General features: G+C 68.9%; 19 protein-coding genes, 1 tRNA gene and 1 other RNA gene. 5 read left to right on the top strand and 16 right to left on the bottom strand.

Annotated features, from left to right (window positions below):
• The first annotated feature begins 13 nt into the window (after nucleotides 1–13).
• A tRNA-Pro gene (locus tag BLT19_RS07905) sits at nucleotides 14–87 on the top strand.
• 64 nt (nucleotides 88–151) lie between these two features.
• On the top strand, nucleotides 152–937 hold the full coding sequence (locus tag BLT19_RS07900; RefSeq protein WP_091488470.1) for an HAD-IIB family hydrolase: 786 nt from the start codon (nucleotides 152–154) through the stop codon (nucleotides 935–937).
• Here the strand turns inward: BLT19_RS07900 and BLT19_RS07895 are convergent, their stop codons facing one another.
• Both BLT19_RS07895 and BLT19_RS07890 read right to left on the bottom strand, forming a co-directional pair.
• Nucleotides 938–2,233, bottom strand: coding sequence for an alpha-hydroxy acid oxidase (locus BLT19_RS07895; protein WP_091488467.1), 1,296 nt, complete (start codon nucleotides 2,231–2,233; stop codon nucleotides 938–940).
• 14 nt (nucleotides 2,234–2,247) lie between these two features.
• Nucleotides 2,248–2,952 (bottom strand): FadR/GntR family transcriptional regulator, encoded by a 705-nt coding sequence (locus BLT19_RS07890; protein WP_091488465.1) that lies wholly within the window; start codon nucleotides 2,950–2,952, stop codon nucleotides 2,248–2,250.
• Between the two features lie 72 nt (nucleotides 2,953–3,024).
• On the opposite strand from BLT19_RS07890, the gene BLT19_RS07885 reads away from it, so the two are divergent.
• Nucleotides 3,025–3,918 (top strand): DUF1295 domain-containing protein, encoded by an 894-nt coding sequence (locus tag BLT19_RS07885; protein WP_091488463.1) that lies wholly within the window; start codon nucleotides 3,025–3,027, stop codon nucleotides 3,916–3,918.
• Nucleotides 3,919–3,926: 8 nt separating this feature from the next.
• Here the strand turns inward: BLT19_RS07885 and galE are convergent, their stop codons facing one another.
• The 6 genes from galE to BLT19_RS07855 all read right to left on the bottom strand — a co-directional run bounded on the left by galE (nucleotide 3,927) and on the right by BLT19_RS07855 (nucleotide 11,934).
• Nucleotides 3,927–4,946, bottom strand: coding sequence for a UDP-glucose 4-epimerase GalE (gene galE / locus BLT19_RS07880; RefSeq protein WP_091488460.1), 1,020 nt, complete (start codon nucleotides 4,944–4,946; stop codon nucleotides 3,927–3,929).
• Nucleotides 4,947–4,986: 40 nt separating this feature from the next.
• On the bottom strand, nucleotides 4,987–5,646 hold the full coding sequence (locus BLT19_RS07875) for a thymidine kinase (RefSeq protein ID WP_091493556.1): 660 nt from the start codon (nucleotides 5,644–5,646) through the stop codon (nucleotides 4,987–4,989).
• A gap of 34 nt (nucleotides 5,647–5,680) precedes the next feature.
• Nucleotides 5,681–7,630: a DUF2207 domain-containing protein gene (locus BLT19_RS07870; protein ID WP_091488458.1), complete on the bottom strand. Its 1,950-nt coding sequence runs from the start codon at nucleotides 7,628–7,630 to the stop codon at nucleotides 5,681–5,683.
• Nucleotides 7,631–7,665: 35 nt separating this feature from the next.
• Nucleotides 7,666–9,096, bottom strand: a complete 1,431-nt coding sequence (gene mqo / locus BLT19_RS07865; RefSeq protein WP_231917870.1) for a malate dehydrogenase (quinone) — start codon at nucleotides 9,094–9,096, stop codon at nucleotides 7,666–7,668.
• 132 nt (nucleotides 9,097–9,228) lie between these two features.
• Nucleotides 9,229–10,299, bottom strand: a complete 1,071-nt coding sequence (locus tag BLT19_RS07860) for an aspartate-semialdehyde dehydrogenase (protein WP_091488452.1) — start codon at nucleotides 10,297–10,299, stop codon at nucleotides 9,229–9,231.
• A gap of 348 nt (nucleotides 10,300–10,647) precedes the next feature.
• Complete coding sequence (locus BLT19_RS07855; RefSeq protein WP_091488450.1) at nucleotides 10,648–11,934, bottom strand: aspartate kinase; 1,287 nt, start codon at nucleotides 11,932–11,934, stop codon at nucleotides 10,648–10,650.
• A gap of 155 nt (nucleotides 11,935–12,089) precedes the next feature.
• Here BLT19_RS07855 and BLT19_RS07850 point away from each other — a divergent pair, with 155 nt between their 5' ends.
• Nucleotides 12,090–12,581, top strand: a complete 492-nt coding sequence (locus tag BLT19_RS07850) for a hypothetical protein (RefSeq protein WP_091488448.1) — start codon at nucleotides 12,090–12,092, stop codon at nucleotides 12,579–12,581.
• A gap of 5 nt (nucleotides 12,582–12,586) precedes the next feature.
• Here the strand turns inward: BLT19_RS07850 and BLT19_RS07845 are convergent, their stop codons facing one another.
• From BLT19_RS07845 to pta, 7 genes are all read right to left on the bottom strand, one after another.
• Nucleotides 12,587–13,519: a DMT family transporter gene (locus tag BLT19_RS07845; protein ID WP_091488445.1), complete on the bottom strand. Its 933-nt coding sequence runs from the start codon at nucleotides 13,517–13,519 to the stop codon at nucleotides 12,587–12,589.
• On the bottom strand, nucleotides 13,519–14,112 hold the full coding sequence (gene recR / locus BLT19_RS07840; RefSeq protein WP_091488442.1) for a recombination mediator RecR: 594 nt from the start codon (nucleotides 14,110–14,112) through the stop codon (nucleotides 13,519–13,521). The genes BLT19_RS07845 and recR overlap by 1 nt, the downstream gene beginning before the upstream one ends.
• Nucleotides 14,113–14,126: 14 nt before the next feature.
• The gene (locus BLT19_RS07835; protein WP_091488439.1) at nucleotides 14,127–16,265 is read right to left on the bottom strand and encodes a DNA polymerase III subunit gamma and tau; all 2,139 of its coding nucleotides are present in this window, start codon (nucleotides 16,263–16,265) and stop codon (nucleotides 14,127–14,129) included.
• A 21-nt stretch (nucleotides 16,266–16,286) separates the two neighbouring features.
• On the bottom strand, nucleotides 16,287–18,812 hold the full coding sequence (locus BLT19_RS07830) for a glycoside hydrolase family 65 protein (RefSeq protein WP_091488436.1): 2,526 nt from the start codon (nucleotides 18,810–18,812) through the stop codon (nucleotides 16,287–16,289).
• Nucleotides 18,809–19,615 (bottom strand): HAD family hydrolase, encoded by an 807-nt coding sequence (locus BLT19_RS07825; RefSeq protein ID WP_091488434.1) that lies wholly within the window; start codon nucleotides 19,613–19,615, stop codon nucleotides 18,809–18,811. The genes BLT19_RS07830 and BLT19_RS07825 overlap by 4 nt, the downstream gene beginning before the upstream one ends.
• Before the next feature lie 68 nt (nucleotides 19,616–19,683).
• A complete protein-coding gene (locus tag BLT19_RS07820; RefSeq protein WP_091488432.1) occupies nucleotides 19,684–20,964 on the bottom strand; it encodes an acetate/propionate family kinase in 1,281 nt (426 codons plus the stop codon).
• A complete protein-coding gene (pta, locus tag BLT19_RS07815) occupies nucleotides 20,961–23,093 on the bottom strand; it encodes a phosphate acetyltransferase (RefSeq protein ID WP_091488430.1) in 2,133 nt (710 codons plus the stop codon). The genes BLT19_RS07820 and pta overlap by 4 nt, the downstream gene beginning before the upstream one ends.
• 22 nt (nucleotides 23,094–23,115) lie before the next feature.
• Here pta and BLT19_RS07810 point away from each other — a divergent pair, with 22 nt between their 5' ends.
• On the top strand, nucleotides 23,116–23,793 hold the full coding sequence (locus tag BLT19_RS07810; protein WP_091488427.1) for an NUDIX domain-containing protein: 678 nt from the start codon (nucleotides 23,116–23,118) through the stop codon (nucleotides 23,791–23,793).
• Here BLT19_RS07810 and ffs read toward each other — a convergent pair.
• Nucleotides 23,788–23,884, bottom strand: an RNA gene (gene ffs, locus BLT19_RS07805) — signal recognition particle sRNA small type. The genes BLT19_RS07810 and ffs overlap by 6 nt on opposite strands.
• Nucleotides 23,885–24,002: the final 118 nt, after the last annotated feature.

The following is a 24,002-nucleotide window of genomic DNA, read 5'->3' as shown; positions in this document are numbered from 1 at the left end:
CGGAGGGTTGCCACGGGGTGTGGCGCAGCTTGGTAGCGCGCGTCGTTCGGGACGACGAGGCCGCAGGTTCAAATCCTGTCACCCCGACCGCAGAGAGGCTCCGTCAGAGACGGAGCCTTTCGCGTCTCACCGCCCGAGCACCTGGAGAAACGTGACCGACACCTCGTCCCCCGGCATCCCTCCCCGACTCGTCGCCTTCGATCTGGACGACACCCTGGCCCCCTCGAAGTCTGCGATCGACCCGCGGATCGGCGATCTGCTGATCGCCCTCGCCGAGCGGGTCGAGCTCGCGATCATCTCCGGCGGCCAGCTTGGCCAGTTCCGCGCGCAGGTCGTGGACCGGCTTCCGGATGCCTCGGCCGACACTCTCTCCCACGTGCACCTGCTACCCACCTGCGGCACCCAGTACTACCGCATCGAAGACGGCGAGATCGTCACCATCTACGCGCGCTCGCTCACCGAGGACGAGAAGATCGAGGCGACGACGGCCGTCGAGGAAGAGGCCAAGCGTCTTGGCCTGTGGGAATCGGAGCCGTGGGGCGACATCCTCGAGGACCGCGGTTCCCAGATCACCTTCTCCGCCCTGGGTCAGCACGCTCCCCTCGAAGCCAAAGTGGCGTGGGATCCGACCGGCGCGAAGAAGAACACGCTCCGTGAGGCGGTCGCCGCGCGCCTGCCCGACCTCGAGGTCCGCTCGGGCGGATCCACCTCCGTCGACATCACGCACCGCGGGATCGACAAGGCGTACGGCATGCGCCAGCTCGCCGAACAGACCGGCATCCCCCTCGATGACATGCTCTTCGTCGGCGACCGACTCGATCCGGACGGCAACGATTATCCGGTGCTCGCCCTCGGCGTGGAGTGCAAGGCAGTCGAAGGGTGGGAGGAGACCGCCGAGTACCTCGACGATCTCCTGCCCACGCTGAGCCTGCGCTGATCAGACCTTCGCGGCGGCGCGGGCGCGCGGCGCCCGTACGGTTGCCGCAGCGGCCTGCACGCTTGCGCTGACCGGCACCAGCCGGGTGAGCTGGGTGACGTGGCGCGGTTCGAGCTCGGCCAGCGTCGAGACTCCGAGCAGGGCCATCGTCCGCTCGATCTCGCTGCGCAGGATCGCGATCGTGCGATCGACGCCCTCGCGGCCGCCGGCCATCAGACCGTAGAGATAGGCGCGTCCGATGAGCGTGAACTTCGCGCCCAGCGCGACCGATGCCACGATGTCCGCGCCGTTCATGATGCCGGTGTCGATCATGACGGTCGCGTCCTTGCCGACCTCGCGCACGACCTGCGGCAGTAGGTGGAACGGGATCGGTGCGCGGTCCAGCTGCCGACCGCCGTGGTTGGAAAGGATGATCCCGTCCACGCCCGCGTCGATCAGGCGCTTCGAGTCCTCGACATTCTGCACGCCCTTCACGACGATGTTGCCGGGGAACAGATCGCGGATGATCGCGAGGTCGTCGAAGCTGATCGTCGGATCCATCGCTGCGTTCAGCAGCTCGCCCACCGTGCCCCCCGTCGTGGAGAGTGACGCGAACTCCAGCTTCGGCGTCGTCAGGAAGTCGATCCACCACCAGGGGCGCGGAATCGCGTTGACGATCGTGCCGAGCGTCAGCTGCGGCGGGATCGAGAAGCCGTTGCGCTTGTCTCGCAGACGTGCGCCGGCGATCGGGGTGTCGACGGTGAACTGCAGCGTGTCGAAACCGGCCTCCGCAGCGCGGCGGACCAGCCCGTAGGAGATCTCGCGCTCGCGCATCACGTAGAGCTGGAACCAGTTGCGCCCGTGCGGATTGGCCTTCTTCACGTTCTCGATCGAGGTCGTGCCGAGCGTGGACAGCGTGAACGGGATGCCGGCGGCACCGGCCGCCGATGCGCCCGCGCTCTCACCCTCTGTCTGCATCAGCCGGGTGAATCCCGTCGGGGCGATACCGAACGGCAGCGCGCTCGGGCCGCCCAGGATCGTCGTGGAGGTGTCCACGTTCGCCGCCGGTCGCAGGATGTCGGGGTGGAATTCGATGTCCTCGAACGCCTGCCGTGCGCGGGTCAGCGACAGCTCCCCCTCGGCGGCACCATCGGTGTAGTCGAAGGCCGCCTTCGGCGTGCGACGCTTTGCGATCGTGCGCAGATCGGCGATCGTGAGCGCTGCGTCGAGCCGACGCTTGCGGCCGTTCAGTTCGGGCTTCTTGAAGCTCATGAGCTCGAGGAGCTCTGCCGGGTTGGGGAGCTGGCGCTGCACCATCGTCGGTCCTTTCGTCAGGTGCGGGCCAGGCCCGCGTCGGCGTAGTAGCCGGTGATGTGGTCGTGGATCAGGGTTCGGGCGGTAGGCGCATCGCCGGCCTCGACGGCGTCGAGGATGGCGGAGTGCTCCGCACGAAGGCGCGTCGAGGCGGCGTCCCAGTCGGGGATCCGCTCGGCACCCGCCAGGACGTAGGACTCGATCGCCGTACGAAGGCCGCCCATCATGGCGGCGATGACGACGTTGCCGGAGGCCTCGGCGAGTGCGAGATGCAGTTGTGCGTCCAGGGCGAGGAACTCCCCTGGCGTGAGGTCCGCGGCATCCATCGCCTCGATGATTTCCCGCGCAGGCTCCGTGGTGCGCTCCGGATCGGCGGCGAGCGCCTCGACGACCGCCGACTCGAGCACCAGGCGGGTGCGGACCACGTCGTCCAAGGGGAAGCCGCGAGCGGCGACCTGCAGCCGCAACAGCGCGGACATGCCGCCCTGCGGGGTGGCGATGATGATGGCGCCCGAAGTCGGCCCGGACCCGGTGGCGGTGCGGATGAGGCCGAGCACCTCGAGCACGCGAAGGGCTTCGCGGACGCTGGAGCGGCCCACTCCGAGGGTCGATGCCAGCTCCCGCTCCGGCGGGAGCCGGTCACCCGGCGAGAGGGCACCCTCGAGAAGATCGGTCTCGATCTTCTCGAGCACGACCTGCCAGGCGCGCGCAGCTTCGGGCACGGGACTCCTCGGATACTGGTCTGACCACAGTATCCCCTGTGGTCAGACCACGCAAGGTCGTACGCTGGGCGAATGGATCCTCTGGCCCTCGTCCTTCTCGTCGCCGCCGCGACCTGCGCCTTCTGCTGGATCGCCTCGCTGATCACGAAGGACACGTCGTGGGTCGACCGCATCTGGTCGATCGTCCCCGCGGTCTACGTGTGGATCTTCGCGGTGGCCGGAATGGGCGACGGCAAGGACGCAACGCGGCTCGTCGTGATGGCGCTGCTCGTGACGGCGTGGGCCGCCCGGCTGACGTTCAACTTCGCCCGCAAGGGCGGCTACACCGGCATGGAGGACTACCGGTGGGCGGTGCTGCGCGGACGGATGAAGCCGTGGCAGTTCCAGCTGTTCAACCTGTTCTTCATCGTGCTCTATCAGAACGCGCTGCTCGTGCTGATCACCCTCCCCGCGTTCATCGCCTGGCAGAACCCCGCGCCGTTCGGCGGGTGGGACCTCGCGTTCGCGGTGCTGTTCGCCGCGTTCCTGATCGGCGAGTTCACCGCCGATCAGGAGCAGTGGAGTTACCACGAGGCCAAGAGGGCGGCCGGAGGCCATCTCGAGCCCGGCTTCGCGACGGCCGGCCTCTTCCGGCTCAGCCGGCATCCGAACTTCTTCTTCGAGCAGGCGCAGTGGTGGGCGTTCTACGCGCTCGGGGCCGCTGCCGCGGTGGCATCCGGTCTGGGCTTCTGGGGAGGAGCGATCAACTGGACCATCATCGGCGCCGTGCTGCTGACGATCCTCTTCATCGGCTCGACGATCTTCACCGAGTCGATCACCGGCTCGAAGTACCCGGCCTACGCCGACTACAAGCGCAGGACGTCGATGCTCGTGCCGCTACCCCCGCGCAAGACGGCGCCCAAGAAGGCGAAGGCGGGCAAGGACGCCAAGGCGGGCAAGCCCGCTCCTACCCCGAAGCCTGCCTAGCGCCGGGCTCAGGCGGTCGCGTAGCCCTGCGGGTTCTTCGTCTGCCAGTTCCAGTAGTCCGCGCACGCATCGTCGATCGTGAGCCTGGTCGACCAGTCCAGATCGCGTCGAGCCCTGCCGGGATCGCAGTACGTCGCTGCGACGTCTCCCGGCCGCCGGCCGAGGATCTCCTTCGGCAGGTCATGGCCGACCGCCTTCTCGAACGAGGCGATCAGCTCGAGCACGCTGACCGGGACGCCGGTGCCGAGATTGAAGACCGCGAACCCGGGCTGCGCCTTCTCCAACGCCGCGACATGACCCTCGGCCAGGTCGACGACGTGGATGTAGTCGCGCAGCCCGGTGCCGTCCGGAGTGTCGTAGTCGTCGCCGAACACGCCGACCCGGTCGAGCGTGCCGATGGCCACGCGTGAGACGTAGGGCATCAGGTTGTTCGGGATGCCGGCCGGGTCTTCGCCGATGAGGCCGCTCGGGTGCGCGCCGACCGGATTGAAGTACCTCAGCACCGTGATGTTGAGGTCGGGGTTCACGCGGGCGACGTCGGCAAGGACGACCTCGTTCATCCGCTTCGATTTGCTGTAGGCGTTGGACAGGTCGATGCTGGTCGTCGACTCCTCGGTGAACGGCAGGTCGGCCGGGTCGGAGTAGACCGTGCCGGTGCTCGAGAAGACGAACGAGCGGATGCCGTGGGCCACCCCCGCCCGCAGCAGGGCGAACGTCGTGTCGAGGTTGTTGGAGTAGTACTCCAACGGCTTCTGGGTCGACTCCCCCACGGCCTTGAACGCTGCCAGGTGGATGATCGCGTCGATCGGTCCGTGCTCCGCGAAGACGCGTTCGACGACGTCGTCATCGGCCGCGTCGCCGATCACGAGCGGCGCGGCCCTGCCTGTGATGGTCTCGACCCGATCCGCAGCGACCGCGCTCGTGCCGGAGAGGTCGTCGAGCAGGACGACGTCGTGTCCGGCATCCAGCAGGGCGACCGCGGTGTGCGCGCCGATGTAGCCGGCGCCGCCGGCAAGGAGTACTCGCATGCTCCCAGCGTAGCGATTCCCGCTCGCCTGCCCGCCGCGCTCAGCGGCCGTCGAGACGCCCGCCGGATTCCCGCAGATAGCACTCCGCGCACATCGACTCGTAGGTCACGCGGTCGGGGTTCAACTCGTCGATCGCGACCTGGTCGCCGTCGAAGACGAACCGTCCTCCGACCAGCCGGGCGTTGAAGATCGCCTTGCGACCGCAGCGGCAGATCGTCTTGAGCTCCTCCAGGCTGTGGGCAAGTTCCAGGAGGCGGCGCGAGCCCGGGAAGGCCTCGGTGCGGAAGTCGGTGCGGATGCCGTACGCCAGCACCGGGACGCCGTCGAGCACCACGATCCGCAGGAGATCGTCGACCTGTCCCGGCGTGAGGAACTGGGCCTCGTCGACCAGAAGGCAGGCGACGTCGACGGGTCGGTCGCCGGCGGTCTGCTCGGGGATCAGCGCGTCCGACGCGGAGTGCTGGACGCGCGCGCGGTGCTCGGCGAACAGCGCGCGCAGGTCCGCGTCCGGCGGGATCAGGAAATCCACCTCGCGCGACATGCCCAGCCGACTCGAGATGCGATCGGACTCCTTGGTGTCGATGGCGGGTTTGGCCAGCAGGACATGCTGGCCGCGCTCCTCGTAGTTGTACGCGGCCTGCAGCAACGACGAGGACTTGCCCGAGTTCATCGCCCCGTAGCGGAAGTACAGTTTGGCCACGAAGCGAGCGTAGCCGCCCGCCGTCGGTCCAGGTTCAGCGTCCGCCGGAGCCGCCGCCTCCGCCACCCCCGCCGGAGGACCCGCCGCCGGACGAGCCGCCGGACGAGGACCAGCCCGAGCTGCTCGAAGAGCTGCTGGATCTCCCGGACGAGACGGGGGTCGAGGCCATCCGGCCGATCGAAGACGAGGCATCCGACAGCGAGCGCGAGCTGACGGCATCCAGGAGCGAGCTCGATCCCGCCACCGCGGGCGCGGCGGCGCGGATGACGTCGGCCCATTGCCGCTCCATGCCGAAGAGGACGGCATACGGGAGGAGACGCTCGTAGAGGTTCACGACGCTGTCCCCCGGGCGATTCGGACTGTCGGCGTATGCGCGCGTTCCGGAGGACACGAGGTCGGCCGTGCGCGGCGACTGCGCCGCCCGGAGGCGGTCCTCCTCGGCCAGGCGCAGGTACTCCCGGATTCCCTCGAGGTACGTCTTGTGCATGCCGCCGGCGAGGGTGAGCACCGATTTCGGCAGTCGCACGAACGGCAGCACGAGGAAGGCGAAGAACCCGCTCGCGATCCCCGCGATGTACACCCAGCCGCCCCCGGGGACGAGGTCGTTCAGGGCATCGAAGGCGGTGTCGGCGAAGAAGATGAGCCCCATCGCCAGGAAGAACCCGCCCAGGGTGAACGCCGCTCGCAGCGCGCCGATCCATGCGGGGAGCTTGCTGCGGTAGCCGCGCTGCACCGTGAACTCGTCGATACGGCGGACATAGGTCACCGACCTCGGCGGCGGGCGTGTGGCGAACGTGCCGAGGTCCACCTCTGCGCCGGGCTTCGCGTTCTTGGCGAACAGTGTGTCCAGCACGCGGAGGTCGTCGTGCTCGAGGCCGTCCGTGCTGCGCAGCACGACCTCGAAGTCGTCGGGGTCCTTCCGATCCCCGGACGCGCGCAGTTCCACGGCGTCGCGGACGGCGAGATCGACGAGATGCGCGGCCATGGCACGCTCGGGGACATCCAGCACGCCGGCGGACAGGGTCAGCGACTCGTCCGGCGGCGGCGAGTACTGGACGATCACCGGCGAACGGTCAGGGTTTCGCCGCAGCGTGACGCGCAGCACGAGCAGGACGACCAGTCCGCCGAAGCCGGAGAACAGGGCCGCCAGCGGCAGGATCCAGTCCCACCACGGGTACGGCGGCGGGGGCGGCGGGGTGGGGGCAGCGAACGTGCCTTGTGCGAAGCCGATCGCGACCGTGACGCCCTCGTCGGCGCCCAGCCCGCTGTCGGTCGCGGTGAACGAGACGGCGGATGCCGCGGCATCCGGCGCCCCGACCCCCGCCGCCCAAGCCTGGACCTCCGCGGGCCACTGCGCATCCGCGACGGGTCCGGACATCTCGCACGGGTCGGTGGAGCCGTCGGGTCCGGAGTAGCAGAACGACCGCGCCGGCAGGAGCCCCTCTGCGGGAACGCCCGCGATCCGGACGTTCGCGGTGATTCGGTCGAAAGACTGGGCGTGATCGGACTCCACGACATCCCAGAAGAACTCATCGGCATCGGTGTCGTCGTAGCGCAGCACCACATCGCGCATCGTGTACGAGATGACGTAGGTCTGCACGCCGCGCACGTAGGAGTCATCGCCGGTGAGCACCGTGAGGTGGTCCTCGTCCTCCTCGGTCCACCACGGGATCGCCTCGCCGTCGACGCCCGTCACGTTCACCACGTCGGTGTCGTGCGCGATGCCGGAGTCGGCTTTCGGGATCCACCGGACGATGCCCTTGTTCTGATCGAACTCGGGGAAGCGGACGACTCGCGTCTCGATCACGTACAGGTCGCTGATCCCACCGGCACCGCGGACGAGGAAGAAGTCGGCGTCGAGGGCGTCGTAGGAGAAATCCTCGACGGATGCCGCAGCCGGCGCCGCCGTGGACACGACAAGCAGCACACCGGCCACGACGACGGCGATCGCCCGTCGCGCACGTCTTCCCCAGCCGCGTCGCATGCCCCCACCCTAGGGGTGCGGGTGCGCAGTCACCGTCAGGCGGTGAGCGCGAGCGTCTCGGCGGTCTCGCTGAGCACCTCGGCCGCGATCTCAGGGCGCGGGTTCAGCTTCTCGCCGTAGCTCGGGATCAGCTCGCGCAGCCGGGGCTCCCATTCGGCGATCCGATCGGGGAAACAGGTCTGGAGCAGGCCGAGCATGATCGACACGGCGGTCGAGGCTCCGGGCGACGCGCCGAGAAGGCCCGCGATGGTGCCGTCCTTCGAAGTGACGACCTCGGTGCCGAACTGCAGCACGCCGCCCTTCTTCGGATCCTTCTTCATGACCTGGGCGCGCTGCCCGGCATCCAGCAGCTCCCAGTCCTCGTCCTTGGCCGTCGGCATGAACGTGCGGAGGCTGTCGACCTTCTTCTTGTGGTTCTTCAGCAGCTCGCCCACGAGGTAGGTGATCAGGGACGGGTTGTCGATGGCGACCTTCATCATCGGCCAGAGGTTGCCGGGGCGAACCTGGGCGACGAGATCGAACATGGAGCCGTTCTTGAGGAACTTCGGGCTGAAGGTGGCGAACGGGCCGAAGAGCAGCGAGGCCTCGCCGTTCACGACACGGGTGTCCAGGTGCGGCACCGACATCGGCGGCGCCCCGACCGAGGCCTGGGAGTAGACCTTCGCTTTGTGCTGCGCGACGAGCGCCGGATTGCTGGTCTTCAGCCACTGGCCGCCGATCGGGAACACCCCGTACCCGGAGATCTCGGGGATGCCGGAGCTCTGCAGCAGCTTGATCGCCCATCCACCGGCGCCGACGAACACGAACCGCGCACGGGTGGCGCCCGGCGTACGCCCGATGGAGTTGCGCCACTTGATGAGCCAGGTGTCGTCCTTCTGGCGCTTGATCGACTTCACCTCACGGTTGGTGACCACCTCGGCGCCCCGCTCACGGAGATTGTCGAAGAGCTGATGTGTGAGCGCGCCGAAGTCCACGTCGGTGCCGGATGTCACCCGCGTGGCAGCGAACGGCTCACCGGCGCGGCGCTTCTGCATGAGCAGTGGCGCCCAGCTGTTGATGACGCGTGAATCCTCGCTGTACTGGATGCCCTCGAACAGGGGCTGCGTCCGCAGCGCCTCGTAGCGCTTCTTCAGGAAAGCGACGTCCTTCTCGCCCCGCACGAAGGTCATGTGCGGCGCGGAGTTGATGAACGTCGACGGAGCATCCAGCACACCCTCGTCGACCAGGGACGACCAGAACTGACGGCTCTGCTGGAACTGCTCGTTGATCGTGATCGCCTTGGCCGTGTCGACCGAACCGTCGGCCGCCTCGGGGGTGTAGTTCAACTCGCACAGCGCCGCGTGTCCGGTACCGGCGTTGTTCCACGCGTTCGAGCTCTCCATCCCGACGTCGTGGAGACGCTCGTAGACGGCGATCTTCCAGTCGGGCTGGAGTTCGGAGAGGAAAGTCCCGAGGGTGGCGCTCATGATGCCACCACCGATGAGGACGGCATCGACGGTTTCTGTCACCGCACAAGTCTAGTTCGCCGAACACGGGCCCTCGCGTGTTCGCGGCGCCACGCGACGTCAAACTCCGGGGTTCTTAACCCCGCGACAACCTCAGACGCGTGCGTCCAGACCCGCCGCGACGACCTCGGCGATCTGGACCGCGTTCAGCGCGGCGCCCTTGCGGAGATTGTCGTTGCTGATGAAGAGGACCAGACCCCTGCCCTCGGGCGCGGACTGATCGGCGCGGATGCGGCCTACGAAGCTCGGGTCCTTGCCGGCGGCCTGGAGGGGCGTCGGCACCTCTTCGAGGACCACGCCGGGAGCGGACGCCAGCACCTCGCGGGCGCGCTCGGGGGTGATGTCGCGGGCGAACTCGGCGTTGATGCTCAGCGAGTGCCCGGTGAACACCGGCACGCGCACGCAGGTGCCGGCCACACGAAGACCAGGAAGCTCGAGGATCTTGCGGCTCTCGTTGCGCAGCTTCTTCTCCTCGTCGGTCTCGTTGTCGCCGTCCTCGACGAGGTTTCCGGCGAACGGGATCACGTCGAAGGCGATCGGTGCGATGTACTTCTCCGGCTGAGGGAACTCGATCGACGAGCCGTCGTGCACGAGGCGCAGCGTGTCGCCCTGCGCGAGTACGCCCTCGACCTGGCCGAGCAGCTCTTCGGCACCGGCGATCCCGGAACCGCTGACGGCCTGGTAGGTGCTGACGATGAGGCGCTCGAGGCCCGCTTCGGCGTCGAGGACCTTCAGCACCGGCATGGCGGCCATCGTCGTGCAGTTGGGGTTGGCGATGATGCCCTTGCGCGCCTCGCGGATCGCGTGCGGGTTGACCTCGCTGACGATGAGCGGGACGTCGGGGTCCATACGCCAGGCGCTGGAGTTGTCGATGACGAGTGCGCCCGCCTCGGCGAAGCGCGGCGCGTGTGCGCGGCTGCCGGTGGCGCCTGCCGAGAAGAGGGCGATGTCGATGCCTGCCGGATCCGCGGTCTCGATGTCTTCGACGAGGATCGTCTCGCCGCCGAACTCGACCGCCGTGCCCGCAGAGCGCGCGGTCGCGAACAGGCGCAGCTCGCGGATCGCGAAGGACCGCTCGGCGAGGATTTCGCGCATGACCGTGCCGACCTGGCCGGTGGCGCCGACGACGGCGACGGAGAGTCCTGAATCGGAGATGCGGGTCATGGGAGTGCTCCTCGTAGTGCGGGGGTCGCCCGATTCTACCGGCTGCGCCCGCGGCGCTCCGGCGCGCACGGCTCGCTGGACGGTCGGGCGCCGACGGAAAACTGCCGAATGCGGGCAGGTGGCTGATCGAGGACAGGTGATCCGGCCAGGGCAGGCCGATTCGGCACGGAGGAACCTGTCCTGGCCGGATCTCCTGCTGCGGCGCGGGCGACTGCGCCAGGAAGAGGAACGGATGCCCCGAACTACGAACGCGTCGACAATTCAGGAGATTCGGTCAGGATGCGTCCAGATCGCTTCTCCCATGACGGAAATGCCTGATTACGTCGCGCGGCTGTTGAACCGCGCGGCTCAGCGGCCGGTGCCAGCGTGGATGACGGCGTCGGTGTCGCCGTCGAGCCCGTAGGCGGTGTGCACCATGCGCGCCGCCTCAGCGAGCTCGTCGCCTCGCAACACGACCGAGATGCGGATCTCACTGGTCGAGATCATCTCGATGTTGATGCCCGAGACGCTGAGCGCCTCGAAGAGCGTGGCCGAGACGCCCGAATGTGTGCGCATGCCGGCGCCCACGACCGAGAGCTTCCCGATCTGGTCGTCGTGCACGAGCGACTCGAAACCGACGTCTGGCTGCTCAGCCGAGAGGGCGCGCAGCGCGGTCGCCGCGTCCTCCTTCGGGAGCGTGAAGGAGATGTCGGTGCGACCCGTCGTGGCCGCGGAGACGTTCTGAACGATCATGTCGACGTTTGCCCCGGACTTCGCGACGATCTTGAAGATCTCGGCGGCCTTGCCTGGAACGTCGGGAACGCCGAGCACCGTGATCTTGGCCTGGCTGAGGTCGGTCGCGACTCCCGCGACGATCGGCTCTTCCATGTTCTCCCCTTCTCGTCCCGCCGGCAGCGCCATCCCCGGCGCGAGCACCCAGGTGCCCTCGGCGGAACTGAACGTCGACCGCGCGTGAATCAGAACGCCGTGGCGCCGCGCGTACTCCACGGCGCGGATGTAGAGCACCTTCGCCCCGTTGGCCGCGAGCTCGAGCATCTCCTCGCTGGAGACGTGCGTGAGCTTCTGCGCCTTCGGCACGACGCGCGGGTCGGCGGTGAAGATGCCGTCCACGTCGCTGTAGATCTCGCACACGTCGGCATCGAGCGCGGCGGCCAGAGCGACGGCCGTGGTGTCGGATCCGCCGCGGCCGAGCGTGGTGATGTCGCGGGTGTCGCGGTTGAAGCCCTGGAACCCGGCCACGATCACGATCGCGCCCTCGTCCAGCGCCTCTCGCAGGCGGATCGGGGTCACGTCGACGATGCGGGCCGCGCCGTGCGTGGCATCCGTGATCATTCCCGCCTGGCTGCCGGTGAACGAGCGCGCCTCGAAGCCCATCGAATGGATGGCCATGGCCAGCAGCGCCATGGAGATGCGCTCTCCGCTGGAGAGCAGCATGTCCAGCTCACGCGGCGCGGGGATCGGGGCGACCTCGTTGGCAAGTTCCAGCAGCTCGTCGGTGGTGTCGCCCATCGCACTGACGGCCACGACGACGTCGTGTCCGGCCCGACGCGTGTCGACGATCCGCTTCGCGACGCGCTTGATGCTCGCGGCGTCGGCGACGGAGGACCCGCCGTACTTCTGCACGAACAACGCCACGATCAGACTCCCGGATGCGCGTCACCCCGAGCGGGGCACGGATGCTGGAGGACGCCGGAACGGATGCCGCGTCCAACGGTCCATCTTACGGAGCACCCCATGCCGGACCGGCCATGTGACGGGTTCGCGGCGCCTCGGTTCGCTATCGTGATCGCATGAACGAGCTGCTCCTGGAGTGGAAGGACTTCAACGTCGCGATCGCGGGTGCCACTGCAGCGCTGGGCGGGTTGGTCATCGTCGCCGCGAGTGTCAACATCGGCGACATCGTGAAGTCGCGCTCACTCACCGCCCGCCTGGGATCGGGCATCGTCATGCTCGTCGCGGCGCTGGTGGTCTCGGCATCCGCGCTCATGCCCGCCATCAACGAGACCGTGTACGGGATCGTGGTGCTCGTCATCGCGCTCGGCGCGCTGCTGTTCCAGATCATGATCACCCGAGCCGTGCTCGAGGACCACGATCCGCGACACAAGGCGAACTGGGCCAAGGTCGCCCTGGGATTCCTCCCTGTCGCCGCCTACCTCGTCGCGGGCGGACTCGCGGTGGCCTCGCAGCCGGCCGGGCTGTACTTCGCGGCGGCGGGCGCCATCCTCGCGATCGTCGCCGCGCTCATCGTGTCGTGGGTCGCGCTGGTCGAAGTGCTGCGCTGACGTCGTCAGCCAGGGGCGACGGGCGGAAGTTCCTCGGTCGGCGGACGCTCGCGGATCACTCCGCCGGTGGCTGCCAGCCAGCATCCGAAGATCACCAACGGGAAGCCGATCAGCAGGCCGATCGTGATCTGCTCGCCGAGGATCAGCGCACCAAGGAGGATCGCCACCACGGGATTGACGTAGGTGAACAGTGGTGCGCGAGCGGGTCCGACGTGATCGATCAGCGCGAAGAAGACGATGAACGCGACTGCCGTGCAGATCACCGCGAGCGCGACCAGCGACACCGTGCTCTGGACGGTAGGCACCTCGTGCTGGGTGAGCAGGGCGATCGGCAGGTAGAACAGGCCCACGGCGCCGAGCGAGAGCGTGATGGTGCCGAGGGACGGCACGTCCTGCAGCTTGCGGGCCACGATGAAGGGGGCGATCGCGTAGAGGACCGCCACCAGCAGCACTTCGCCGATCGCGACCAGACCCAAAGTGCCTCCGGCGGCCAGGCCGGGTCCTGCGACAATGATGCCGACGCCGACGAACCCGACGATCAGCCCGGTCGTGCGAAGGGGCTTCAGGATCGCGCGGTCACCGCCGGCGAAGGCGATGATCGCGGCGAAAAGGGGCACGGTCGCCACCAGGAGCCCGGTCAACCCAGAGGGGAGCGTCTGTTCGGCGTGGCCGAGCAGCAGGAACGGGCCGGCCATCTCGATGGCGCCGAACGCCAGGACCCACCCGATCTTGCGCCACGCCGGGCGCAGGGCCTTCTGCCGGAGGGCGAAGGGCAGGAGCAGGAGCGCACCGAGCAGGGTGCGGCCGGCGACGACGGATGCCGGTGAGTACGAGTCGACGGCCTGCTTGATGAACAGGTACGGCATGCCCCAGATCAGCGCCATCGCGGCGAAGAGCAGCCAGCCGCGGGTGCCGAAGCGGCGCAGCGTCGCGGTCATCACACCGCTCGGCGGCCTTCGAAGGCGCGCCCGAGGGTGACCTCGTCCGCGTATTCCAGGTCGCCGCCGACCGGGAGCCCGGAGGCGAGACGGGTGACCGCGATCTCCAGGGTGTGCAGCAGCCGGCTGAGATACGTCGCCGTGGCCTCGCCCTCGAGGTTCGGATTGGTGGCGAGGATCACTTCCTGCACCGTGCCGTCGGCGAGGCGCTGCATGAGCTGGGTGATCCGGAGGTCTTCCGGCCCGACGCCGGCGATCGGGCTGATCGCGCCGCCGAGGACGTGGTACAGACCGCGGAACTCCCGGGTGCGCTCGATCGCCGCGACGTCCTTCGCGTCTTCGACGACGCAGATCACGCTCGGGTTGCGGCGCGGATCACGGCAGATGCTGCAGCGGTCCTGTTCTGACACGTTGCCGCAGATCTCGCAGAACCGGACCTTGTCGCGCACCTCGCCGAGCAGGATCGACAGGCGGGACACGTCGAAGGACGGCGACTGCAGGATATGGAAGGTGATCCGCTGGGCGGACTTGGGTCCGATGCCGGGAAGGCGACCGAATTCGTCGATGAGGTCTTGGACGATGCCGTCGTACATGAGTCAGTGCACCCTCACGAGCTGAATCTGGTGGGCGGCTCGTACGGCTCCTCGCGGACGAAGGTCGCGCCCAGCACCTGCCGGATCACGGATTCGCCGTATCGCTGGATGCCCGCGGGAGCCCTCGGCGCAGCGGTCGCGGGAAGGCGCGGCGCGACCACCGGGGGCACGCCGGCGTCGGGCACGATGTCGAGGTCGTCCTCGTCCTGTTCGTCGGCCTCCACCGACTGCTCCACCTCACGATCGGGCAGCACATCGCCTTCGCGCGGCGGGGCGAGCGTGGCCACCTGAACGCGCGCCGGTTCGGTCGCGTCCTCCGGCTCGTCGTCGACGGCGAACTGCGCCACCGGTGCCGGCGGCTCCGGCTCGTCGATGGGCGGGGCGTCGGCATCGGTCGGGATGGGGGCGACGGCCCATTCGGTGACCGGCGCCGCGGCGGCGGCGCGCGCCGGCGACGCGGGACCGGCGCCGGCCGAGCGCGGATCGGGTGCCTGACGAGGCGGCGGCGGAGTCGGTGACGCCGCCTGCGGGGACGGGCCCGTCTCACTGTCGTGCTTGGCAAGGTACTTCACGCGGATGCCGAGGACACCGAGGATCGCCTGCCGGAGGTCTTCACTGGGCCCGGCGCCGGCGTTGAGCTTCTTGAACTTCGCCACGTCGGACTGACTGCGGAAGCTGAGCGTCAGCACGTCGCCGTCGAGATCGGCGACCCGGGCGCCCGAGGCGACCAGCCACGAGGTGCGGCTCACCGATTCCAGCCCGGCGAGCACCTCAGGCCACGCGTCGCGCATGCGGTGAAGATCGATCGGGCCGGTCGTGGCAGGCGCCGGAGGAACGATGCCCGAGCGCTTCGACGTGTCGGCGACCGGTGCGGAGCGCGACGCTTCGACAGTCGCAGCGACCGGATGGGTCGGCTCCGCGACCGGGGGAATCGGCTCAGCGACCGGCGCCGGAGCGGTGACCGGAACGGGAGCGGCGAGCGGGACCGGTGCGGCGACCGGGACCGGTGCGGCGACCGCGGCCGGAGCCACGCCGCCCGTGTGCGCGAGGACCCGCGCCACCATGAGCTCGAGCTGGAGGCGGGGCGAGGTGGCACCGGTCATCTCGTCGAGCGTCGCGATGACCAGGTCTGCAGTGCGTGAGAGCCGCGCGGCGCCGAACACCTCGGCCTGCCGCGTCATCCGATCGAGGTCTTCCGTCGACACACCGCGCAGCACGTTCGCGGCGCCCTGGCCGGTCGCGGCGATGACGATGAGGTCGCGCAGTCGCTCGAGCAGGTCGTCGACGAACCGCCGCGGATCCTGCCCGGTCTGCACGACGCGGTCCACGGCGGAGAACGCGGCTGCGGCGTCGCCTGCGCCGAACGCGTCGACCACTTCGTCCAGCAGCTCGGCGTGCGTGTAGCCGAGCAGTGCGACGGCGCGCTCGTATCGCACGACGACGCCGCCGGTCTCGGCGGACAGCTCGGAACCGGCGATCAGCTGGTCCAGCAGCGACAGCGTGTCACGCGGCGACCCGCCTCCGGCGCGGACCACGAGCGGCAGCACGCCGGGTTCGACGACGACGCCCTCGGTCTCGCTCAGCTGCTGGACGTACTCCAGCATCGCCGCCGGCGGAACGAGGCGGAACGGATAGTGATGCGTGCGCGAGCGGATAGTGCCGATGACCTTCTCGGGCTCGGTCGTCGCGAAGATGAACTTGACGTGGTCGGGCGGCTCTTCCACGAGCTTCAGCAGGGCGTTGAAGCCCTGCGGGGTGACCATGTGGGCCTCGTCGAGGATGAAGATCTTGAACCGGTCGCGAGCCGGCGCGAACACCGCACGCTCGCGGAGGTCACGGGCATCGTCGACGCCGTTGTGGCTCGCCGCGTCGATCTCGACGACATCGAGCGAGCCACCGCCGCCGCGACCGAGTTCGACGCAGCTGTCGCAGGTTCCGCACGGGGTGTCGGTGGGGCCGGCCGCGCAGTTGAGGCAGCGCGCGAGGATGCGCGCCGAGGTCGTCTTGCCGCAGCCTCGGGGACCCGAGAAGAGGTAGGCGTGACCGACGCGGTCGCTGCGCAGAGCGGTCATCAGCGGCTCGGTGACCTGCGACTGGCCGATCATCTCGCCGAACGCTTCGGGGCGGTAGCGGCGGTAGAGGGCGGTGGTCACCCGCTTAGCCTACGGCGTGCCTCAGACGTCCGCGCCGTGCTCGACGTCAGCCTCCGGCGCGATGATGGGGATCGTCGTGGTCACCGTCGGCACGGACGCCGACAGCAGTGTGCCGTCCTCTCGGCGCACGTCCGCGAACTGCTTGAGCGAGGGCTTCCCGGGGATCACCGGACCCTGGTCGGCCAGCGGCACCACGACCTCTTCGTTCGCCCCGATCGCGTACGCGTCGCCGCGTACGCTGAACACGAGCGGCTCGCCGTCGCCGGCGCGCACCCGCAGCTCCTCCCGCGTGATGGTGACCTGCAGCCGCGTCCCGTGCCAGTGCAGCGGGAAGGACAGCTCCGGCCAGTCCGCCGGCAGGCGCGGGTCGAACGTGAGCTCGCCGAAGTGATCGCGCATGCCGCCGAACCCGGCGATCAGCGCGGTCCACACGCCGCCCGCCGACGCGACGTGCACGCCGTCGGACGCGTTGTGGTGCAGGTCGGCGAGGTCCACGAAGATCGACTCGCGGAAGTACTCCAGCGCGAGGTCCTGGTATCCGACCTCGGCCGCCAGGATCGCCTGCACGACGGCCGACAGCGTCGAGTCGCCGGTGGTCAGCGGGTCGTAGTACTCGAAGTCGGCGAGTTTGTCCTCGTCGGAGAAATGGTTGCCCTGCAGGTACAGCGCCAGCACGACGTCGGCCTGTTTGAGCACCTGGTAGCGGTAGATCACCAGCGGGTGGAAGTGCAGCAGCAGTGGCCGCTGATCGGCCGGCGTGTGCTCGAGATCCCAGACCTCGCGTTCGAGGAAGATCGCATCCTGCGGGTGGATGCCCAGCGCCGGGCTGAACGGGATGTGCAGCGCCTCGGCGGCGCGCTCCCACCCCTCGGCCTCGGCCGGGTCCAGATCGAGGCGGTCGACCATGAGCCGGTATGCCTCCGGGTCATCGATCGCCATCTCACGCACGGTGCGCGCCGCGAAGCGCAGGTTGAAGCGCGCCATGACGTTGGTGAAGAGGTTGTCGTTGACGACCGTCGTGTACTCGTCGGGGCCGGTGACGCCGTGGATGTGGAACTCCTCCCCCTCCCCGTCGATCGACCCGTCGCTGGTGCGCCAGAAGCCGAGGGTCGCCCACAGTCGCGCTGTTTCCACCGCGATGTCCACGCCCTCCCGGTGCAGGAATTCGATATCGCCGGTGGCACGCACGTACTTGGCCAGCGCGAAGCTGACATCGGCGTTGATGTGGTACTGGGCGGTGCCGGCCGCATAGTATGCCGACGCCTCCTCGCCGTTGATGGTGCGCCACGGGAAGAGCACGCCGTGCTCGTTCAGCTGGTGGGCGCGGCGGCGTGCCGCCGGCAGCATGAGGTAGCGCATCCGCAGGGCGTTGCGCGCCCACAGCGGTGTCGTATAGGCGAGGAACGGCAGGACGTAGATCTCGGTGTCCCAGAAGTAGTGACCGCTGTAGCCCGACCCGGAGACACCCTTCGCGGGCACCCCCTGGCCGTCTGCGCGCGCTGCTGCCTGCGCGAGCTGGAACAGGCACCAGCGGGTGGCCTGCTGCAGGTCGTCGTGGCCGGCGATCCGCACGTCCGAGCGCTCCCAGAAGGCGTCGAGCCATACGCGCTGGCGTTCGAACTGTCGCTCCACGCCTTCGACCTCCGCACGATCGAGGGAGCGGCGACAGCGGTCGACGAGCTCGCGAGCCGGCACGCCGCGCGAGGTGTGATAGCTCACCAGCTTCGTCACGCGGATGGGCACGCCGGCCTTCGCCTGCACCCGGAAGACGTTCTTGGCGATGTCTGGCTCGATGAGCGTGCGGTGCGTGTAGTCGTTGTCGGTCTCGATCAGGTGATCGGCGACGACCGCGCCGGTCATCCCCGATTCGGTGACGTGGTATGACAGCGCCGACCGGACGCCGTCCTGCCAGTAGTCCTCCGGCTCCAGCACGCGCTGGTGGATGCGCTCGGCCTTCCGCGGGTCGAAGCCGCTCTTCTTGGACTGCGTGGGACGCCCGCCGTACACGTCCTCACCGTCCTGCCGGTTGATGAGCTGGCAGTTGATCGTCACCGGGGCATCGGCGTTGAGCACCGTGACCTCCAGCCGCAGGATCGCGAGGTGCTTCTCCTCGAACGACACGAGGCGGTCGTCCTCGACGAGGACCTCCTTGCCGGAGGGGGTCATCCAGCGGATGCGGCGATGCAGCACGCCCGCGCGCATGTCGAGGGTCCGGGTGTATTCGCGGACGTCTGCGACATCGAGCGAGAGCGGCTCATCGTCGACGTAGACGCGCATGACCTTTGCATCGGGCGCATTGATGATCGTCTGGCCGACCTCCGCGAATCCGTACGCCTGCTCGGCGTGCCTGATCGGGAAGGTCTCGTGGAAGCCGTTGATGAACGTGCCGTGCTCGTGCGCGAAGCGGCCCTCGATGTGGTTTCCGCGCAGGCCGAGGTAGCCGTTGCCCACCGAGAAGAGGGTCTCGGTGACACCCACGTCGTCGAGGCCGAACTTCGTCTCGCAGAGGTTCCAGGGGTCGACGGGGAAACGGTCGCGGTCCATCATTCTGCGTCCCCCTCGGACGAGGTCGGGGTCGAGGCGGACGAACCGAGCAGTTCGGCCAGGTCCGTCACGACGAGGTGGGCGCCCGCTGCACGCAGATCGTCGGCCCCGACGCCGCGGTCCACGCCGATGACCAGCGCGAAACCGCCGGCGGCCGCGGACTGCACGCCGCTGATCGCATCCTCGACGGCGACACTGCGAGCCGGGTCGACCCCCAGCATCCGAGCTCCTTCGACGAACACGTCGGGAGCGGGCTTGGAGGCGAGGTGATCCCGTTCGGCGATGACTCCGTCCATGACCACGGGGAACCGGTCGCGGATGCCGGCGACCTTCAGCACCTCTTCGGCGTTCTTCGAGCTGGACACGACCGCGATCGGGATGCCGGCTGCCTGCAGCTGCTCGACGAGCGCGAGGGAGCCCGGATAGGGGGCGATGCCCTCGTCGCGCAGCACGCGCTCGAAGAACGCGTTCTTGCGGTTGCCGATCCCGCACACCGTGTCGGCGGTGGGGTCATCGGACGGGTCGCCCCAGGGCACCTCGACGTCGCGGCTGCGCAGGAGGCTCGCCACCCCGTCGTAGCGCTTCTTGCCGTCGAGGTACTCGAAGTAATCGCGCTCGGTGTACGCGGGCTCGATGCCCCAGGAGGCGAAGAGCTCCTGGAACATCGTCTGCCAGGCGTGCATGTGCACCTCGGCCGTCGGCGTCAGCACACCGTCGAGGTCGAAGAGCACGGCGTCGAACGAGGTCAGATCGGGCAGGGCATCGGTGGTCACGAAGCCTCCAGGCGAGAGCGGAAATGTCGGCATGCGGCTCAGCTTCGTGCCGTGCAGCAAGCGTAGTCGGCGACGGTGAATGCCTGTGACCCGCCTCGGACTCAGACCGCCGAGGCCGCCGCGGCGAGGCTCTGGCGGGCGATCTCGAGCTCTTCGTTCGTCGGCACGACGAGGACCGTGACCGGTGAGTCGTCGGTGGAGATGATGCGGATGCCGCGCCCTCGCGTCTCGTTGCGTTCGGCGTCCAGGTGCACGCCGGCGAAGCCCAGGGTGGCCAGCGCCCCGGCACGGACGGCGGCGGCGTTCTCCCCCACACCGGCGGTGAAGGAGATGACATCGACACCGTCCAGCTGCGCCAGGTAGGCACCCGCATACGCGCGGAGCCGGTGCACATACACATCGAAGGCGAGCGTGGCTGCAGCATCCCCGCGCTGCATCCCCTCCAGGACGTCGCGCATGTCCGAGACCCCGGCGAGCCCGAGCAGTCCGCTGCGCTTGTTCAGGAGGGTGTCGAGGTCATCGATCGACATACCGCCTCGCCTCGCGAGCTGGAACAGCACCGCCGGGTCGACGTCTCCCGAGCGGGTGCCCATGACCAGGCCCTCCAGCGGCGTCAGGCCCATTGACGTCTCGACCGACCGGCCGCCGTCGATCGCAGCGACAGATGCGCCGTTGCCGAGGTGGAAGACGATCTGCTTCAGCTCGGTCAGCGGGCGGCCGAGGAACGCCGCTGCAGCTTCGCTGACGAACTTGTGGCTGGTGCCGTGGAACCCGTAGCGGCGGATGCGGTGGGATGCCGCGAGGTCGGCGTCGATCGCGTAGGTGTAGGCCGCCGGCGGGAGCGTCTGGTGGAACGCGGTGTCGAAGACGGCGACATGCGGGACGTCGGGGAACGCCTTCTTCGCCGCGACGATCCCGGCGAGGTTCGCGGGATTGTGCAGCGGTGCGAGGACGGACAGTTCGTCGATGTTGATCTCGACGAGCGGTGTGATGACGGTCGGTTCGAAGAACCTCGCTCCACCGTGCACGACGCGATGGCCGACGGCCACCGGCGCACGCTCGGTCAGCGATGGGCCGTTCTGGGCGAACGCCTCGAGCATCACCGCGAACCCCGCGGTGTGATCGGGGATCGGCAGATCGCGGGTGTAGGTGGCGTCCAGGACCGTGGGTGCCGGGTGCGCCGCGTCGACAGGCTCAGCGACGGATTCGCGCATGCCGGCGGCCGTCACGGTGTGCGACGAGTGGCCGCCGGTCCCCGAGCCCGTCGACAGCTCGCCGATGCGCTCGACCAGACCAGAAGCCAGCACGGTCTCGGCCTCCATGTCCAGCAGCTGGTACTTGAACGAGGAGGATCCGCTGTTGACGACCAGGACGATGCTCACGAGCTCTCCCCCTGTGCCTGGATCGCGGTGATGGCGATCGTGTTGACGATGTCTTCCACCAGCGCACCGCGCGACAGGTCGTTGATCGGCTTGTTCAGCCCCTGCAGCACAGGTCCGATCGCCACCGCCCCGGCGGATCGCTGCACCGCCTTGTACGTGTTGTTGCCGGTGTTGAGGTCGGGGAAGATGAACACCGTCGCGCGCCCGGCCACTTCCGAACCTGGCATCTTGGCGGCGGCGACGGCGACGTCGGCGGCCGCGTCGTATTGGATCGGCCCTTCCACCAGCAGCTGCGGTGCGCGTTCGCGCACCAGCGCCGTGGCGGTGCGCACCTTCTCCACTTCGGCGCCCGATCCGGACTCGCCAGTCGAGTACGAGAGCATGGCGATCCGAGGGTCGATGCCGAACTGGCTCGCCGTGGCAGCGGAGGAGATAGCGATGTCGGCGAGCTGCTCGGAGGTCGGATCCGGGATCACGGCGCAGTCGCCGTAGACCAGCACCCGGTCGGCGAGCGCCATCAGGAACACCGACGAGACGACCGAGACTCCCGGCTTCGTCTTGATGATCTCGAACGCCGGGCGGATCGTGTGGGCGGTCGTGTGCGCCGCGCCGCTGACCATGCCGTCCGCAAGGCCCAGATGCACCATCAGGGTTCCGAAGTACGACACGTCCGTCACGGTGTCGGCCGCCTGCGCGTAGGTGACGCCCTTGTGCGCGCGCAGCCGCTCGTATTCCTCGGCGAAACGGTGCACGTGCACCGCGTCGAACGGGGAGAGGATCTGCGCGGAGCGGATGTCGATGCCCAGCTCGATGGCGCGGCTGCGCACCTCGATCTCCTCGCCGAGGATCGTCAGATCGGCGATGCCGCGGGACAGGACGGTGGCCGCTGCGCGCAGCACCCGGTCATCGTCGCCCTCAGGAAGGACGATGCGGCGTCGGTCCGACCGCGAGCGCTCGATGAGTCCGTACTCGAACATCAACGGGGTGACCACGGTGGAGCGGGCCAGGCCCAGCAGCCGGCGCAGCTCCTCGGTGTCGACGTACCGCTCGAACATGGCCAGTGCCGAGTCGTACCGCCGCTGCGAATCGGCCGCCAGCCGCCCACGGGTGTTCATGACATGGACGGCGGTCTCGTACGTCCCCATGTCGGTGGCGATGATGGGCAGCGAGGAATCGAGACCGTCGATCAGCCGATCGATCGACTCGGGGAGCGGGAACGGGCCGTTCAGGACGATGCCGGCCAGCGACGGGAAGGTCCCCGACGCGTTGGCGAGCATCGTGGCCAGCAGCACCTCGGTCCGGTCGGCCGGGATCACCACGATCGCGCTCTCGAACAGGCGCGGCAGCACGTTGACCATCGACATGCCGGCCACGACCACGCCGAGCACCTCGCGGGTCATCAGGTCGGCGTCGCCCTTGACCAGGTGGCCGTCCACCGAGCGCATCACCCCGCGCACCGACGGAGCGATGAGGAATCGATCCTCGGGCAGCGCCCACACCGGCACGCTCGCGGCATCCGCTGCGGGGATGGCCTCCGCGATCGCGGAGCCGATCGAGGCCGTGATGGCGTCGATCTGATCGGGGTCCGCCCGGTTCGCGACCACGGCGAGCAGGCCGACGCGAGCGTGCGTCAGCTCGGTGAGCGCGAGACCCGCGATCTGGCCCATCTCCTCGGGGGTCCGGGCGGTCGAGGAGCCGAGCTGCTCGCCCTGCCCGGCGCGGCCGCTGAGGACCAGCAGCACCGGTGCGCCGAGGTTGGCGGCGATCCGTGCGTTGTAGCCGAGCTCCGCCGGGCTGCCGACGTCGGTGTAGTCGCTGCCGACGATCACGACGGCATCGCATTGCGCCTCGACCGCCTTGTAGCGCTCGACGATGCGGCCCAGTGCCGCTTCGGGATCATGGCGCACCTCGTCGTAGGTCACTCCGACGCACTCGTCGTAGTCCAGGTCGACACCGTCGTGGGCGAGCAGCATCTCGAGGACGTAGTCGCGCTCCAGCGTGGACCGCGCGATCGCCCGGAACACACCCACACGGGGCGTCGCGTGACTGAGCGCGTCCAGCACCCCCAGGGCGACCGTCGACTTGCCCGAATGACCCTCAGCTGACGTGATGTAGATGCTCTGCGCCACACTCCAACACTAGGCTCCCTGCATGTCCGACGAACCCCGCGTGCGCCCCGGCATCGAGATCCCCGATCATCGCGGCCGGACCGATCTGGACCGCACCGGGCGGGACCTCGAGCGGAACCCGCGGGTGCGGGTCGCGGACGTCGAACTGCTGGCCGCGGGGTGGCATGTGCTCCGCCGCACCACGCTGGAGTACCTCGGCGACGACGGCGCCTGGTCGACCCAGCAGCGCGAGACCTACGATCGCGGAAACGGCGCGACGGTCCTGCTGTACGACGTCGCCAGGCGGACCGTGCTGCTGACCCGCCAGTTCCGCTACCCGGTGTACGTGAACGACCACCCGGACGGGATGCTGCTGGAGACGGCCGCCGGCCTCCTCGACGACGATGACCCGGCCACCGCCATCCGTCGGGAGGCAGCAGAGGAGACCGGAGTGCGGATCGGCGAGCTGGAGCACGTCTTCGACGTCTACATGAGCCCCGGCTCGGTCACCGAGCGGATCCACTTCTTCGCCGCGCCCTACGACGCCGCTTCACGCGTCGGCGCCGGCGGCGGCCTCGTCGACGAAGGAGAGGAGATCGACGTGGTGGAGATCGACATCGATCTCGCGCTCGGCATGATCCGCGACGGGCGCATCCAGGACGCCAAGACGATCATGCTGCTGCAGTGGTCGGTGCTGGACGGACCGTTCCGGGAAAAGTAAGACTCTCCGCGAACCCGGCAGAGCCTGGTTACCCTTGCTACGTTTCCGTCCTGGGGGAGTTGGCCTGGATGCCGCCTCGCGGAGAGCTGCGACCAGTCTACAGACAGGTCGACGATCAGCGTTCTCGCAGGCCCACGCCCGTCATGCCCGGGTTACGATCGACGGGTGGGCGAGGGCGCCTGCGCACCGGTCGATGCAGGGGGACGCAG

It is taken from the genome of Microbacterium pygmaeum, from assembly GCF_900100885.1.
Classification (GTDB): domain Bacteria; phylum Actinomycetota; class Actinomycetes; order Actinomycetales; family Microbacteriaceae; genus Microbacterium; species Microbacterium pygmaeum.
Note: the sequence above shows the minus strand (reverse complement) of the source record. Positions and strands in the feature narration are given on the sequence as shown.

Bases quoted from the DNA above. Each gene is read 5' to 3' on its own strand.
- BLT19_RS07845 (WP_091488445.1), bottom strand. From the start codon at position 13,519: ATGACCGCGACGCTGCGCCGCTTCGGCACCCGCGGCTGGCTGCTCTTC.
- BLT19_RS07825 (WP_091488434.1), bottom strand. From the start codon at position 19,615: ATGCCGACATTTCCGCTCTCGCCTGGAGGCTTCGTGACCACCGATGCC.
- BLT19_RS07870 (WP_091488458.1), bottom strand. From the start codon at position 7,630: ATGCGACGCGGCTGGGGAAGACGTGCGCGACGGGCGATCGCCGTCGTC.
- galE (WP_091488460.1), bottom strand. From the start codon at position 4,946: ATGCGAGTACTCCTTGCCGGCGGCGCCGGCTACATCGGCGCGCACACC.
- BLT19_RS07830 (WP_091488436.1), bottom strand. From the start codon at position 18,812: ATGATGGACCGCGACCGTTTCCCCGTCGACCCCTGGAACCTCTGCGAG.
- BLT19_RS07895 (WP_091488467.1), bottom strand. From the start codon at position 2,233: ATGGTGCAGCGCCAGCTCCCCAACCCGGCAGAGCTCCTCGAGCTCATG.
- recR (WP_091488442.1), bottom strand. From the start codon at position 14,112: ATGTACGACGGCATCGTCCAAGACCTCATCGACGAATTCGGTCGCCTT.
- BLT19_RS07885 (WP_091488463.1), top strand. From the start codon at position 3,025: ATGGATCCTCTGGCCCTCGTCCTTCTCGTCGCCGCCGCGACCTGCGCC.
- BLT19_RS07810 (WP_091488427.1), top strand. From the start codon at position 23,116: ATGTCCGACGAACCCCGCGTGCGCCCCGGCATCGAGATCCCCGATCAT.
- mqo (WP_231917870.1), bottom strand. From the start codon at position 9,096: ATGAGCGCCACCCTCGGGACTTTCCTCTCCGAACTCCAGCCCGACTGG.
- BLT19_RS07860 (WP_091488452.1), bottom strand. From the start codon at position 10,299: ATGACCCGCATCTCCGATTCAGGACTCTCCGTCGCCGTCGTCGGCGCC.
- BLT19_RS07850 (WP_091488448.1), top strand. From the start codon at position 12,090: ATGAACGAGCTGCTCCTGGAGTGGAAGGACTTCAACGTCGCGATCGCG.